Source organism: Desulfitobacterium sp. PCE1, from assembly GCF_000384015.1.
Classification (GTDB): domain Bacteria; phylum Bacillota; class Desulfitobacteriia; order Desulfitobacteriales; family Desulfitobacteriaceae; genus Desulfitobacterium; species Desulfitobacterium dehalogenans.
In genome coordinates this window covers 1,174,925-1,189,047 of the sequence record NZ_KB913023.1, presented here as the reverse complement: position 1 = coordinate 1,189,047, position 14,123 = coordinate 1,174,925, and the positions used below count along the sequence as shown (strand labels likewise).

13 protein-coding genes and 1 riboswitch are annotated in these 14,123 nt (G+C 43.6%); of the genes, 6 read left to right on the top strand and 7 right to left on the bottom strand.

Going from position 1 to position 14,123, the window contains the following annotated elements:
- Window positions 1–24: 24 nt before the first annotated feature.
- Entirely contained in the window at window positions 25–630 is a 606-nt protein-coding gene (locus DESPCE1_RS0105860; RefSeq protein WP_014793193.1) for a TrkA C-terminal domain-containing protein, read from the bottom strand.
- Window positions 631–805: 175 nt separating this feature from the next.
- Window positions 806–932: riboswitch (cyclic di-AMP (ydaO/yuaA leader) on the top strand.
- Between the two features lie 108 nt (window positions 933–1,040).
- Here DESPCE1_RS0105860 and eam point away from each other — a divergent pair.
- Both eam and DESPCE1_RS0105850 read left to right on the top strand, forming a co-directional pair.
- On the top strand, window positions 1,041–2,282 hold the full coding sequence (gene eam, locus DESPCE1_RS0105855) for a glutamate 2,3-aminomutase (protein ID WP_014793192.1): 1,242 nt from the start codon (window positions 1,041–1,043) through the stop codon (window positions 2,280–2,282).
- A gap of 69 nt (window positions 2,283–2,351) precedes the next feature.
- The gene (locus tag DESPCE1_RS0105850; protein ID WP_014793191.1) at window positions 2,352–2,543 is read left to right on the top strand and encodes a hypothetical protein; all 192 of its coding nucleotides are present in this window, start codon (window positions 2,352–2,354) and stop codon (window positions 2,541–2,543) included.
- Between the two features lie 74 nt (window positions 2,544–2,617).
- Here DESPCE1_RS0105850 and DESPCE1_RS0105845 read toward each other — a convergent pair whose 3' ends face one another.
- The 4 genes from DESPCE1_RS0105845 to DESPCE1_RS0105830 form a co-directional block, all read right to left on the bottom strand.
- Complete coding sequence (locus tag DESPCE1_RS0105845) at window positions 2,618–3,586, bottom strand: TIGR01212 family radical SAM protein (RefSeq protein ID WP_014793190.1); 969 nt, start codon at window positions 3,584–3,586, stop codon at window positions 2,618–2,620.
- A gap of 38 nt (window positions 3,587–3,624) precedes the next feature.
- Window positions 3,625–4,005, bottom strand: coding sequence for a VOC family protein (locus tag DESPCE1_RS0105840; protein ID WP_019849790.1), 381 nt, complete (start codon window positions 4,003–4,005; stop codon window positions 3,625–3,627).
- A 46-nt stretch (window positions 4,006–4,051) separates the two neighbouring features.
- Window positions 4,052–5,215: a DVU0298 family protein gene (locus DESPCE1_RS0105835; RefSeq protein ID WP_019849789.1), complete on the bottom strand. Its 1,164-nt coding sequence runs from the start codon at window positions 5,213–5,215 to the stop codon at window positions 4,052–4,054.
- A gap of 132 nt (window positions 5,216–5,347) precedes the next feature.
- Window positions 5,348–5,563, bottom strand: a complete 216-nt coding sequence (locus DESPCE1_RS0105830) for a tautomerase family protein (RefSeq protein WP_014793187.1) — start codon at window positions 5,561–5,563, stop codon at window positions 5,348–5,350.
- Window positions 5,564–5,829: 266 nt separating this feature from the next.
- On the opposite strand from DESPCE1_RS0105830, the gene DESPCE1_RS0105820 reads away from it, so the two are divergent.
- Complete coding sequence (locus DESPCE1_RS0105820; RefSeq protein WP_014793185.1) at window positions 5,830–6,018, top strand: CooT family nickel-binding protein; 189 nt, start codon at window positions 5,830–5,832, stop codon at window positions 6,016–6,018.
- A 5-nt stretch (window positions 6,019–6,023) separates the two neighbouring features.
- Entirely contained in the window at window positions 6,024–6,689 is a 666-nt protein-coding gene (tsaA, locus tag DESPCE1_RS0105815; RefSeq protein ID WP_033422414.1) for a tRNA (N6-threonylcarbamoyladenosine(37)-N6)-methyltransferase TrmO, read from the top strand.
- Between the two features lie 101 nt (window positions 6,690–6,790).
- Here tsaA and DESPCE1_RS0105810 read toward each other — a convergent pair whose 3' ends face one another.
- Both DESPCE1_RS0105810 and DESPCE1_RS0105805 read right to left on the bottom strand, forming a co-directional pair.
- Window positions 6,791–7,621, bottom strand: coding sequence for a manganese catalase family protein (locus DESPCE1_RS0105810; protein WP_014793183.1), 831 nt, complete (start codon window positions 7,619–7,621; stop codon window positions 6,791–6,793).
- 146 nt (window positions 7,622–7,767) lie between these two features.
- Window positions 7,768–9,744 (bottom strand): methyl-accepting chemotaxis protein, encoded by a 1,977-nt coding sequence (locus DESPCE1_RS0105805; protein WP_019849787.1) that lies wholly within the window; start codon window positions 9,742–9,744, stop codon window positions 7,768–7,770.
- 308 nt (window positions 9,745–10,052) lie between these two features.
- Here DESPCE1_RS0105805 and DESPCE1_RS0105800 point away from each other — a divergent pair, with 308 nt between their 5' ends.
- Together DESPCE1_RS0105800 and DESPCE1_RS0105795 are read left to right on the top strand one after the other, a co-directional pair.
- Window positions 10,053–12,146, top strand: a complete 2,094-nt coding sequence (locus DESPCE1_RS0105800; protein WP_019849786.1) for a glutamine synthetase III — start codon at window positions 10,053–10,055, stop codon at window positions 12,144–12,146.
- 158 nt (window positions 12,147–12,304) lie between these two features.
- The gene (locus tag DESPCE1_RS0105795; RefSeq protein WP_014793180.1) at window positions 12,305–13,927 is read left to right on the top strand and encodes a sigma 54-interacting transcriptional regulator; all 1,623 of its coding nucleotides are present in this window, start codon (window positions 12,305–12,307) and stop codon (window positions 13,925–13,927) included.
- Window positions 13,928–14,123 lie beyond the last annotated feature (196 nt).

Sequence of the window (14,123 nt, the reverse complement as noted above, 5' to 3'; positions counted from 1 at the left end):
AGATGGACGGTCACTTCCTGTATTCTAGCGAAGGATTTCCTGAAGTTTTTCTTTACCTTGTTCAGATCCTACCACCAGCAGGATATCTCCATCGTCCAGAACAAACTCAGCCCCTGGAGAAAATTGTTCAATACCCTCTCTAACTACAGCCACGACCGTCAAACCGGTTTTTTCCCTCAATTTTAAATCGCTTAAGGTTTTCCCTTTGGCACCGGAACCTTTGGCGATTTCAATTTCGGCTACATCCATCCAGCGGCTTGCCAAGCGATCCGTATAGTTTACAATTTTTGTGAGATGTGCGTCAATTTTTTGATCAATCTCACGCCTCTGCTCCATTAATTTCTTCAACTCATCAAAATAGACCTGAATCTCTGCTTTCTGATCAAAACCTCTCATAAACTTTTCCGCCATGCTTTTGGAGATCACCGTAATCCCTACCCCTTGACTTACCATGACTACACCCATGGTTTGGAGGATAGCAATAGAGCGCCGGATGGTCTCCGGAGATACATTATAACGACCCGCTAAAGTCGAGCGTCCATGTATTTTTTCCCCTTCGCGGTACTCTCCCATAACGATAGAATGAGCAATATCTATCGCAATTTCTTGATAACGTGCATTATATTCCATCGGGTTCCTCTCCTTGATCTATTTATAATAATTTTTTTAACTACATGAAATAATAAACTATAATTCCTTACAAATTAACTCTAGATAACATAAACATATGGTGGAAAAATTGTGTACAAAAAATACAATTGACTACTACCAACCCACATGATACTATTAAGTTGTTAGTTATGCAACTTTATATGGGCTTAATTTCCCAAGAGGAAAACGGGGGAACCAATTTAGGGGTGAATCGTTTCAAACGTAGAGCATGTTTCAGCTCGAACCCGTCAGCTAACCTCGTAAGCATTGAGACACATATGGGCGTAAACACCTGCTTATGTAGTAAGCTTTTCTTGGGAACCGTGACGGTTTTTTTTTGTTCTAAGGACTTATTCTTTTATATTCGCAAATAGAGGAGGGCAATCATTATGGCAGTAGAATTTCTCCCCCCTAACCCAAGACAGGCTTCACAAGCAAGGGCTTTGGAATTAAAACAAAAGGCTCAATCTTACAACAAGTGCAAGGAAACGATTCCCTGCGGTCTCGCTTTAAGCGAAGAATATAATGAAAACCGAGACTTTATACTGGATCAGTTAGATGCCGGCCTGGAGCATTGGCAGGATTGGAAGTGGCAGCTTAAGAACCGTATTCAGGATGCTGAGAACTTGAGTACCCTGCTTCCCCTGACCCCGAAGCAAAGACATGAAATCGACGAGGTGGGTAAAATCTATCGCTGGGCAGTTTCACCCTATTATTTAAGCCTTATCGATAAAGATGATCCTCGGGATCCCATCCGTCTACAAAGTCTCCCCTCTATGGAAGAGATCCTCGATGATTCCGGGGAAGTCGATCCTATGGGAGAAGAGTATACATCCCCTGCTCCGAGTATCACTCGTCGTTACCCAGATCGTCTCATAATTAATGTAACCAATCTGTGTGCTATGTATTGCAGGCACTGCCAACGCCGGCGGAATATCGGGGAAATTGACCTCCATGAAACCCGTGCTAATCTGGAGGCGGCTTTAGATTATGTACGCTCCAATCCAGAGATCCGGGACGTGCTGGTCACCGGTGGCGATGCACTCCTCCTCAGTGATCAAATGCTGGATTGGCTATTAGGAGAATTGCACGAAATTAAACATGTGGAAATCAAACGCATTGGCACCCGGGTCCCTGTCACTCTGCCCATGCGCATTACTGATGAGCTCTGTGCTGTTCTTGAAAAATACCCACCCCTTTATATCAATACTCAATTCAATCATCCCAAAGAGGTGACCGAGGAGACCAAGAAAGCTGCCGATCGCTTGATTAAAGCGGGAGTTATCTTGGGTAACCAAGCAGTTCTTCTCAAAGGAATCAATGACCGACCGGAGATTATGAAGCGCCTTAACCAAGAGCTACTGAAAATTCGCGTTCGTCCCTACTACATCTTCCATGCCAAAAATGTTAAGGGCACGAGCCACTTTATTCCCCGTATTCAAGACGGGTTAAAGATAATGGAAAACTTACGCGGCTACACCTCCGGTTTGGCCATTCCAACTTATATTATTAATGCCCCGGGAGGCGGTGGCAAAACCCCCATCCTACCACAGTACCTTATTTCCCTTAACGATGATGAAGCGGTAATAAGAACCTGGGAAGGTAAGGTTGTGCATTATCCTAATCATTAACTATCTTATGAGGTCGTTTCACTCTGAGTGAATGATAAACCCCAATAAATTATATAGGGAGGAATCGGTATGAAATCACAAAAACTAACCTCTGACCCAGTCTATCAGGCCATCCTCCAGACTCACACCAACAGCCTTAAACGCTATCTCTCCTTAGCTCCTACCCTTAAAACTCCTCCTCAACAGAATAAAAATGCGTCCAATCTGAACCGGTACTATCAATGCGTAGCGAGTCATTCCAGATCATTCGAGAAAGGTTAATACACTCATCCAAAGTCAAAAGTTTCTCCCTAAACTATATTTACGGCTAGCTCCTCTTTATTATTGAAATGGTGTTAGCCGTTTTTATTATCTCTCTTTTTCCCTTGCCATGTTCCCCTACTCTCCAGTTCCTGGTCGATAGCATTAAGAATTTCCCATTTTTTAAGACTCCAAAGGGGTGCTATCAAATCCTTTCGGGGAGCATCCCCGGTCAAGCGGTGAATGACCATCTGAGCGGGCAATCTTTCCAGAGTATCGCAAATTAGATGGACATACTCATCCTGTGAAAGCAAAGGAAAAGGGTTCTCCTCATAAATTTTAGCCAGGGGTGTCCCCCTTAACACATGCAAAAGATGCAGTTTAAGTCCCTGCACATCGAGTTTGGCTAAGGTTTGAGCTGAGCTAAGCATATCCTCAAGGGTTTCCCCCGGCAGCCCATAAATCAAATGAGCACAGACTCTTATCTTTCTTTGGCGGAGCTTATCTAAGCCTTGAAGAAAATCCTCAAAAGTGTGTCCTCTCCCCACCCATTCCATGGTCCGGTCATGAATGCTTTGCAGGCCTAACTCCACCCAGAGATACGTTCGTTGATTGAGCTCTTCTAGATAGTCCAGCACCTCGGCCGGTAGACAATCCGGACGAGTGGCAATGGACAGGCCTACCACTCCCTCCTCCGCCAAGGCTTGCTCATAGACTTCCTGCAAACGCTTCAGGGGAGCATAGGTATTGGTATAAGCTTGGAAATAGGCTAGATATTTGGCTCCGGACCATTTTCGGCTCATGACTTGCTTAATTTCACAGAATTGCTCATGAATAGATTTCTCTGCCTGACCGGCAAAGTCTCCTGAACCTCTCGCACTGCAATAAATACAGCCTCCTCGCCCTACTCGTCCATCCCGATTGGGACATGTAAACCCCGCATCAAGGGATACTTTAAACACCTTATCTCCGAAAACATCGCGCAAATGTTGATTTAAAGTGTAATAACGTTTATCTCCATTTTGCCAATTAAAATTTAGTTTTTCTTCCCTACCGCGATTCAACTTGGTATTGCCTCCTATTTCCTTAGTCGACCTTTTGATTATTCCTGAAATAGCTCCAGTTTCTCTCCAGAGGGGCCTCTAAAGAAAAAATTATAGCGTCCTCCCTCCATCTCACGAGGTTCTGCGTTAATACATTCCACATGGTGTTCCTTCAACCAAGCCACTGCCTGAAATATATCCTCTACTCGTAGAGCCAGGTGATTAACCACTCCATCTTCAAATTTCTTTTGGTCATTAATTTCAATCAGTTCAACAACAGTTTCCCCGCATTTCATGAAAATAAGCTCTACATCCCCTGGTTTAATCCGCTCAAGGAGTTCAAAGCCAAGCACCTCAGAATAAAAGGCTGCGGCCTGATCCATATTCATCGACTTGATCCCAATATGGGGTAAACCTTGAAACATTTTCTTCTCGCTCAATTCATTACCTCCAATATTCTTTTTGGGGCTGCCCCCCTATAGTACTCTATTTGTGGCGATGGGCTGCTTCCCAGTTTAGAAGTCGCACCTTATAATCAAGGCCACTGGCATAACCCACTAAATCTCCCTTTTTGCCCACCACCCGATGACAAGGCGTAATGATGGCCATGGGATTCTTATTATTTGCCAAGCCTACGGCCCGTGGTCCTTTAGGGTTGCCAACATTCTGAGCAATCTCACCATAACTGCAGGTTTCTCCATAGGGTATTCTGCGCAGCTCTTCCCATACTTTAAGTTGAAAATCAGTTCCTCTAGGGTCTAAGGGAAGAGCAAATTCTTGCCGGTCACCCGAAAAATACTCTTCCAATTGCTCCATAATTTTTTGATTAGGCAAGGCTCGGGGAATAATCAATGCTTTAGGTGCACGTTTCTGTGCCCAGGACCTTATTTCCGCTTCTTCTTTTTCCGGAGTTCCTAAACCTACCCAACAAAGGCCTTTCTGAGAGCTAGCCACACTGATATTCCAGGTAAAGTCTTCTTGTTCATATTCTCTGGCATGGAAGGTAAGAATCTCTTTTCCTAATAACTCAGAGATTGAAAAATGGTAATAGTTTCCCTCCAGGTAGATTTCAGCCACCTCTTTATCCTGAACAAGCACCTTGTGTAATTCTTCCCCAATCTCCCATCGTTCCTCGGCTAAGGGATAGGCTTTCATCAAAGTAAAAATCCAGACCGCTAACCCCCTTTGGCTGACATCCTGGGCTTTGAGAAATGGATACACCCTCTCTACCAAAGGATCCACCACTTCAGGAGCATTGATGGATAGATTAAGCAATCCCCAAAGAACTCCTTCCTGTAAGCTTTCATCTTCCAAAAGATTAGCATACATCCAGTTGAAGTGGCCACACTCCTTGGGGTTATGAGCCATGATACTGCCGATGGCCTCGGATGCATTCCAAGCGTTGCCACCGGATTCCTCATTTAAAGACCAAAAATAGCGACGTACCAACTCCACAGAAGAATCTTTCTTCTGTTTCTCCTCTAAAGCAGCGGCCACCCCCAGTGCTTCTACTGCACGCCAAAACCCCAGTCCATCCTTTATGTAAATCCTGTTCACTAAACTGCGGGTTGCTTTTTTATTACCTACAAGAACTAACTCTTCTAATTCCCGCCAATTTCGTTCAAGCAAAATTTCTTCCATCTTCTCCATAATCTCACCCACTTTTTCAATACTCGATCATTTTATTAATCATCCTCTAAAAGCAAGATTTTTTCAATAGCAAAATAAAGCTAGCGGGATTTCCGCTAGCTTTATAGCCCGTGCGAGGTTAAAAAACTCTTCTTAGTCTTTGATCTCTTTAACCTTATTCCAAAAATTTGATTCTACCAATACTTCTCCCCCGATACCAAAATTACTGTACTCATGCTCATCAAGAACAACAGTGAAGGAGGCCATTGGCAATCCTGTTGCTTGAGAAGCCGCTTGCGATATTCCATGAATTAGGCTTCGCTTTTGATCCATAGTAAGTACAGGACCATCAAAATGAATCATTGGCATAAAAATTACACCTCCAAAAGACTTCTTAAATACATCTATTAAACTTCCCGAATTGTAATCGAAACATGTAAAAATAAAGAAGGAAATTTTCAATGAATGGAGAATAACCATGGTAAAGGAATGGATTAATAAAGGCCATGGAGGTCTTGCCGTTACAATGGTATCTCCATGGCTTTTTGGCAACCTTTTGGCATCTAGATACACAGCTTTAAAGGATAGGGTTTCAAGACATTTTAAGGTATGTTTATTGAAAGGAGGGCTTGGCAATGTGTGAGGCAAATGCTTATTTAAAGGATGGCACCGAGGAAGTTCTGTTTATGGAATCAGTGGATATAATCGAGCCCCATGATGAAGGATTGAAGCTCGTTGATATTTATGGCAAGCAAAAATTTATAAGAGCGTGTATCAAAGATATGAATTTACTCAATCATCGCATTGTGCTTGAGAAAGGTTGATGTGTATGAGCATTGAATTGAAATCCATAGGGACCATCCACACCCCCTATATACCTTCCCTGCCGATTCCTCATCAGCCCATGAAGGACGCTCCCGGGGAGTTCTGGATTTCCCTGAACCCTGAATATGTAGAGGGATTGAGTGAGCTTTTATCCTATCGTTACATCACACTTCTTTTTTATCTTGACAAGGTATCTGATGAAAGCTTAAAGGTTAACCCGCCTATGGCCCCTGAACTAGAAGTCGGAGTCTTTGCCAGCCGCTCTCCCCGCCGTCCAAACCCCCTCGGCTTAAGTGTGGTAGAGCTTAAAGGTATCGAAGGAAATGAGATTATCATCTCCAGCATTGATGCCTATAATGGTACGCCCTTATTGGATATTAAACCCTATATTAAGTCCATCGATATAAAGGCCGATGCGAATGATGGCTGGTTAGATACCCTTCCCGACAAGGAGCATCTCCTGGCTCATTTTCTGGGGCTACCTCACGACCATGATCATGAACACTCCCACGACCATGATCATGAACATCCCCACGACCATACTCATGAACATCCCCACGACCATACTCATGAACATCCCCACGACCATACTCATGAGCATTCCCACGACCATACTCATGAGCATCCCCACGACCACACTCATGAACATCCCCACGACCATAAACATTAATCTGTGAGCATAACAATGCTCCCTGAGAATCAGGTTCACCTTTCTCAGGGAGCATCTTCGTATTGCGACACATACCAATTTTTCAAAAGGCACTAACCTTTCTAGTGCATCGGTTTTTCCTGTCCCGCTACATTAGGGGTAGGTTCCTTGGGCTGAGTATACTGTGGGTTATTCCGCCTGCTATCATCATACCCAGGTCCAATTTCCTCTTTGTTGTCTGCACCACGATCTTGACCATATGACGCTGGTCCACCGTACTTTTCATTAGGATTCTCTTCATATTGAATGCCATTACCTTGGTTCCATGGACCACGGGCATCTCCCATACCAGTAGATAGATTCATATACTTCTTCGTGAACTCGGTATCTCTGAAATTTGCATCTACCCCGGTTCCTTTAAGGGTTTCGATAGCTTGCAAAAAGGAGAAGTTATGAGCTTCTTCCCGACTAAGGAGGAATCGCACCATATCTTTTACCCCGGCGTCATCGGTTTGTTGAAGCAAACGCTCGTAGATAAGTTTCGCCCGTAGTTCCGCCGAGGCATTGGAAGCCAGATCCGTATAAAGATCACCAGTGGTCTCAATATAACTTGCGTTCCAGGGAATTCCCATAGCGTTAGTTAAGATAGGACCACCTGTTAAGATTGCCATGTGTATCGCAGGAAAATCACGAGACACTTCATCAGTTGGGCCAAGAAGCATGGCGATACATTCTCCAACCATTTCAAAGTGGCTCAGTTCTTCCGCAGCAATATCTTGTAACATATCCCGAATTTTCGGATCGTTACAGCCAACTGCTTGAGAGAAATATTGCATCGCCGCTTTCAATTCTCCATGGGGCCCACCGAACTGCTCAAGCAAAAGATTGGCAAATCGAGGATCGGGGCGATCAACACGGACAGTGTATTCCATATCTTTGATATGTTTAAACATAGTGATACCCTCCTTAATTTGGCTATAAGTAGTCAAATTTATTATCCTCAAAAAGGATAAAACTATACAAACAAAAAATGCCCAACAGACATTTATCTGTTGGGCTATATCTTTTTTAGAATATCAACTTAATCTTTCCGTATTAATCAAATTTTGAACCGAGCAACCTCTAGACTCAATTTTCCGGCTAGCTGCTCAAGCTCTTCTGCAGTTTTTGCTACACTACTAAAGGCGCTGGCCGTTTGCTCCATGGATGCACTGACTTCTTCAGATGCGGCAGATGTTTCCTCGGTTACTGCAGAGATGCTCTGAATCACATCCACCACTTGATTTGAATCCATGGTCATTTCCTGAATCAAAGCCGTCGTATGGGTGATTTTTTCTCTAATAGTATCCATCGCTTGCGATATTTCAGCAAAAGATTGATTAACATCCTCCACGGATTGCACCGTGGCTTCGGAGTGATTCCTCACTTCTTTCATCACGCCCACCGCATGAGAACTCTCCCGTTGAATGTCTTCCACAATTCCTTGAATACCTTGTACTGATTGGGCAGATTGCTCAGCAAGCTTACGTATCTCATCCGCCACCACGGAGAATCCTCGACCAGCCTCTCCAGCCCGAGCAGCCTCGATGGAAGCATTTAAAGCTAAAAGATTGGTTTGCTCCGCAATACTTGTAATGGCAGAAAGAATACTACCAATAGCTTGGGATTTACCGTCAAGGTTACGGATCACTTCATTGATCTGATCGACAGCTAATCTGCTTTCTTCCGTTTTCACACGTAAATGCTCAACCGAATGCAAACCCCGCTCATTGGCCTCTTTAGCACCAACTGAGGAGTTTACCATTTCCGCCGAGTTTACCTCTAGAGCTTGAATTTTTGTAGCAAGTGCCGTAACCATTTGGGTACCCTTTTCTGCTTGAACCGCTTGATCGGAAGCACCGCCGGCAATCTGGGCCGCTGTAGCATTGACCTCTTCACTGGATGCCATCGTCTCCTCTGCACTGGCCGCTAATTCCTCGGCGGAAGTGTTCATCTCTTCAGCAATATATTTAATATTTCCCATTAGTCCGGCCAACTGAATGACCATTTGATTTAGGGTATTGGTCAAGGCACCGGTTTCATCTCGCGATAGGGTCTTGGCCCGAACTGTAAAATCTCCGGAACCAATTTTCTCACTATATACAAGAAGAGCTTTAATAGCTTTAGTAAATCCATGGGTAGTGAACATCCCAAAAGCTATGGCTAATGCAGCAAAAATCGCACAATAGATGATGGTGTTTTTTAAAATTTGGGAGACTGCTTCATCAATCTCGTTATATCCTAATACGCCGATGAATTTCCACTGGGTTTTGGGATAGGTAGCAAAGACACCAAATTTCTCTTCTCCATCATATGTATAATCCACGATTCCATGTTCTTGGGCTACAGCTGCCCTTAGCTTTTCCACGGGAACCTCTTCCCCGATCAAGGTAGTGTCAGGGTGGGTCATAACTTTGCCGCTTTGATCCAGGAGGAAAATATAACCCTGGCGACCTATTTTCATGTCTCCAACTAAAGCACTCAAAGTATCGAGCGCAATATCAACACCCACCACCCCTACGACTTCCTTTGTCAATGGATCTTGGACAGGTTTTGTTGCAGAAATCACTAATTTCTTCGTCCTTGTATCTACATAAGGCTCCGTCCAAATAACCTCTCCACTGCTTACCGCTCGTTGATACCACTCCGTAGCCGTCGGATCAAAGCCTGGAGGCACTTCTGCCGCAGGGTACATAATCATGCTTTTACTCTTTGTTCCCAAATAAACATTCAATATATCAACATTAGTCTCTTTATAAATTTGGAAATTTTTCAAAGCCTCCACGGTATCTCCCTGCAATGCAGCAATCAGGGTATCTTCTTCCTTACCCAGTCGCTTAAGATTTTGTTCATACCCTTCGAGATACAATGTCGTGGAATCTTGTATGCGCTGCATCGATTGTTCCGCTGCATTCTTAAGTTCATTTTCCAATGCATCATTCGCACTTTTGTAGCTAAAAAAGCCCAATAAAGCTGTAGGGATCAGGGATGCAAATAGTATGACTGCAGTTACCTTTTGCCTAATCGAGAAAACCATTCTTTTACTCCTTTCAGATACACCGCTAAATTCTTCTTTTTTTCAACAAATTATACATATTATCAAACAAATTGACAATATATGTCGGAATTAAAAGAAAACATTTTTATTTGCTCGTTCAATTGCTCAAAAAAACCTTTCACAAATGCTTTTTATCGCCTATTTTTATCTTGTGTTTTACAACAGGATATGCTATTTTTATCAGTAAGGCATTTTCGAGAGCTAAGACGCTCAGTAGAGATTTTCTTGCGCAAGAAAATCCAATGGGGGTCTTTTTCCTTTTAGTCATAATAAGGAGAGGATAAGAGATGGATTTCTTCGGTAAAAATGTATTTAATGACGCGGTGATGCGTGAAAGATTACCCAAAAACACATATAAAGCACTCCACAAAACTATTGATGAAGGCCTTCCTCTGCAACTAGAAGTGGCCGAAGTAGTAGCTAACGCTATGAAGGATTGGGCTATCGAAAATGGGGCAACCCATTATACTCACTGGTTCCAGCCTATGACCGGTTTTACCGCGGAAAAGCACGACTCTTTTATCTCCCCAACTCATGACGGTAAAGTAATTATGGAGTTTTCCGGTAAAGAGTTGATTAAAGGCGAGCCCGATGCTTCTTCCTTTCCCAATGGCGGGATTCGATCTACTTTTGAAGCCAGAGGATATACTGCCTGGGATTGTACTTCGCCGGCCTTTTTACGAGAGGATGCAGGCAAGGTTATCCTCTGTATTCCTACGGCCTTCTGCTCCTACACCGGAGAAGCCTTAGATAAAAAAACCCCTCTCCTCCGCTCCATGGAAACCATATCTAAACAAGCTCTTCGTATCCTTCGCTTATTCGGCAACACCACAGCCAAACGGGTTACTCCCACAGTTGGCGCGGAACAAGAGTACTTTCTCATCGAAAAAAAATACCATCAAAAGCGTTTAGACCTTATGCTTACAGGTCGCACTTTATTCGGTGTCCTTCCTCCCAAAGGTCAAGAAATGGAAGACCATTATTTTGGAATCATCAATGAGCGCGTTACTGCTTTTATGCAAGAAGTCAATATTGAACTCTGGAAGCTGGGTGTCTTGGCAAAAACCCAACATAAAGAAGCGGCTCCCGGTCAATATGAGATTGCACCTATATTTACCAGCACGAATATTGCTACAGACCATAACCAAATTGTCATGGATACTTTGCACAAAGTAGCAAACCGCCATGGCCTGGCATGCCTTCTTCACGAAAAGCCTTTTGCCGGCGTCAATGGATCAGGCAAACACAACAATTGGTCTTTATGCACGGATGAAGGGGTCAATCTGCTGGAGCCCGGTAAGACTCCCCATGAAAACGCACAATTCTTAACCTTTATTTGTGCAGTCATAAAAGCCGTGGACGAATATGCTGCCCTTTTGAGAGCATCTGCAGCTAACCCTGGTAATGACCATCGTCTAGGAGCCAATGAAGCACCTCCCGCCATTATTTCCATTTTCCTTGGTGATGAATTATCCGACATTATAGAACAGCTTAAGAATGGCAAACCCAACTCGTCCAAACAAGGTGGCGAATTGACCATTGGAGTATCAACCCTTCCTTCCCTGCCCAAGGATTCTACAGACCGCAACCGGACCTCTCCCTTTGCCTTTACTGGCAATAAATTTGAATTCCGTATGGTTCCTTCTTCCCTTTCCATTGCTGATCCTAATGTAGTGATCAATACCATTGTGGCTGAAGTCCTCACCCAAATGGCAAATCGCCTGGAAAAAGCCAAAGATTTCCACGGAGAGCTTCAAGCTATCCTTCAGGAAATCGCCATCCAGCACTCCCGTGTAATCTTCGATGGCAATGGTTACTCTGAAGACTGGGTTAAAGAGGCAGAAAGGCGGGGCCTGCCGAATCTGTCTTCCACAGCGGAGGCCATCTCAGCACTAATCAGCGAAAAAACTACTGAGCTCTTTAAGAATCATGGCGTCTTCAGTGCAACGGAACTCCACTCCCGCTATGAAATATATCTAGAGCAATACTCCAAAACCATTAATATTGAAGCCCTGACTATGGTGGATGTAGCGAAGCGCCAAATCCTCCCAGCTGTCATGCGCTATTCCACAGAGCTGGCCGATTCTATTAATACCATCCGCACAGCGGACCCGGAAGCGGATGTGCTGGCCCAAAGATCTTTGCTTAACGAACTCTCTCCTTTGCTTAAAGAACTGAGCCTTAAAACCAAAGCTCTCCAAGATGCCACCTCTACAGCAAAACATCTTCACGGAGACGCTTATAAGCAGGGTATCTATTATCGTGATGTGGTCTTTAAAGCCATGCAAGAACTGCGCCAGGTGGCCGATAAACTGGAAGTACTTGTAGACTACGACATGTGGCCCTTGCCTTCCTATACTAAAATGCTCTTTAGGCTATAATAAACCATTATTATAGCATCCTCATCCGGCTAGCACGATTGCTAGCTTTTTTCTTCTTGGGCAGTCTCTAGGAGGATTCAAATGTTAATGCTATAATTAGAGTAACAAGTTAAAAGCATTCACTTTAATCACAAATAGACGTTCGAGAGGGTGACAGCATGGAATCCCAAGAATTAATTGTACGGATTGATTTTGTCGATCGCCCCGGTCTTGGTTACGACATATTTCAGCGCTTTGAAACTCATAACACTGATAAAATCGGAATGGAAGTCACACATGGTCACCAAATGATGATTAAGTTTCGTTGTTCTAATCAGGAGGAATCGGAGACTCTTATTCAGGATCTTCTTACTGTTCAAGGTGTCGTATCAGTGAAGCTTGCTAATTATATGCCTTACGAAAAGCGGGAGCAGGAACTAAAAACAATTCTCGACTTAGTAAGCGAAGGAATCATTGCCATCAATACGAACCATAAAGTGACTCATATTAATGAGGTTGCGGCACGTATCTTTTATACAACTCCGGAAAAGGCTTTAAACCAGGATGCAGAATTTTTGTTTGAAGCGAATGCCCCGATTTTCGAAACCTTAAAAACTGGAATCCCTTACAGCTTAAAAGAGCGCAAAATCCGGAGAAATCAGAGACTTATACATTTTTTGACCAGCGGTGTTCCCATTCTTAATAAAAGGGGACAGATCATTGGCGGGGTTATGACCATCAAGGATTTTCGCCAGGTGGAAGAACTCCTCTCCAAAGTTGAACGTAAACCTCAATCTATAACCTTTGATAATATCATCTATGAGAGCCGACGTATGAGAGATCTCATTGAGACCGCTAAAACAGTGGCCCGCGGGACCTCCACCATACTTCTTAGAGGAGAAAGCGGCACAGGGAAAGAACTGTTCGCCAAAGCAATTCATGCCGAGAGTCCACGCTCCCAACAAGCCTTTATCCCTATAAATTGTGCTGCTTTGCCGGATACCTTATTGGAGAGCGAACTCTTTGGTTACGAGGAGGGTGCTTTTACCGGAGCGACTAAAGGAGGCAAGAAAGGGCTTTTCGAGCAGGCCCACGGGGGCACACTTTTCCTTGATGAGATCGGTGATATCACTCCTCAGGTCCAGGTACGCTTGCTCAGAGTATTACAGGAAGGAACGGTTCGCCGGATCGGAAGTTCGAAAGAAATCCCTGTGGATGTACGAATCATCGCAGCTACTCACCGCAATCTCGAAGCGTTGATTGATGAGGACCAATTTAGAGAAGATCTTTATTATCGCCTCAATGTGATTCCCTTGCATATTCCATCACTACGGGAGAGACCTGAAGATATCCCTTTGATTGCCCAAACCCTCACCCGAAAGATTGCTAAAAAGCTCGATAAATCTGAAGTGTATCTTACAAAGGAAAGTACAGACTTGCTCATGGCCCAAAAATGGCCCGGAAATGTTCGGCAACTAGAGAATCTTCTGGAAAGAATTATCAATTTGAATTCCAGCTCAGAGATCAAGCCTAGTTCCTTCTATGAATGGGCTGATCTCGCTCCAGCAGTTCCTATCACTAAACCCGAAAGCACAGCCCATCAACTTATAGTCCCTATTACAGAACCTTGGCCTCCTCTTAAGGAAATAGTCGCTCAAGTGGAACGTGAAGTCCTGCTTAAAGTACTGGCAAAACATCCTTCCTCACGCAAGGCAGGTAAAATACTTGGAGTTTCCAATACAACAATTTTAAATAAAATGAATTCCTATGGACTTGGCAAAATCGATGAACCCGAGGGATGATTTAATGGGATAAGCGGAGTTATGCAAAAGTTTTTTACCATGTGATAAGAAAAATTGTCAATTTTTCTTATCACATTTTATTTTATACTTGTTTTTTAGTTTTACCTCTTCTAAGTTAAATGGATAGCTACCCCTAAAATATAAGAAAATCACCTAAAATATTTAATAATTTTACAATTATTTTGGCATGGGATTT

Coding starts and splice junctions, on each gene's coding strand:
- DESPCE1_RS0105860 (WP_014793193.1), bottom strand. CDS start 630: ATGGAATATAATGCACGTTATCAAGAAATTGCGATAGATATTGCTCAT.
- eam (WP_014793192.1), top strand. CDS start 1,041: ATGGCAGTAGAATTTCTCCCCCCTAACCCAAGACAGGCTTCACAAGCA.
- DESPCE1_RS0105850 (WP_014793191.1), top strand. CDS start 2,352: ATGAAATCACAAAAACTAACCTCTGACCCAGTCTATCAGGCCATCCTC.
- DESPCE1_RS0105835 (WP_019849789.1), bottom strand. CDS start 5,215: ATGGAGAAGATGGAAGAAATTTTGCTTGAACGAAATTGGCGGGAATTA.
- DESPCE1_RS0105830 (WP_014793187.1), bottom strand. CDS start 5,563: ATGCCAATGATTCATTTTGATGGTCCTGTACTTACTATGGATCAAAAG.
- DESPCE1_RS0105820 (WP_014793185.1), top strand. CDS start 5,830: ATGTGTGAGGCAAATGCTTATTTAAAGGATGGCACCGAGGAAGTTCTG.
- tsaA (WP_033422414.1), top strand. CDS start 6,024: ATGAGCATTGAATTGAAATCCATAGGGACCATCCACACCCCCTATATA.
- DESPCE1_RS0105810 (WP_014793183.1), bottom strand. CDS start 7,621: ATGTTTAAACATATCAAAGATATGGAATACACTGTCCGTGTTGATCGC.
- DESPCE1_RS0105805 (WP_019849787.1), bottom strand. CDS start 9,744: ATGGTTTTCTCGATTAGGCAAAAGGTAACTGCAGTCATACTATTTGCA.
- DESPCE1_RS0105800 (WP_019849786.1), top strand. CDS start 10,053: ATGGATTTCTTCGGTAAAAATGTATTTAATGACGCGGTGATGCGTGAA.
- DESPCE1_RS0105795 (WP_014793180.1), top strand. CDS start 12,305: ATGGAATCCCAAGAATTAATTGTACGGATTGATTTTGTCGATCGCCCC.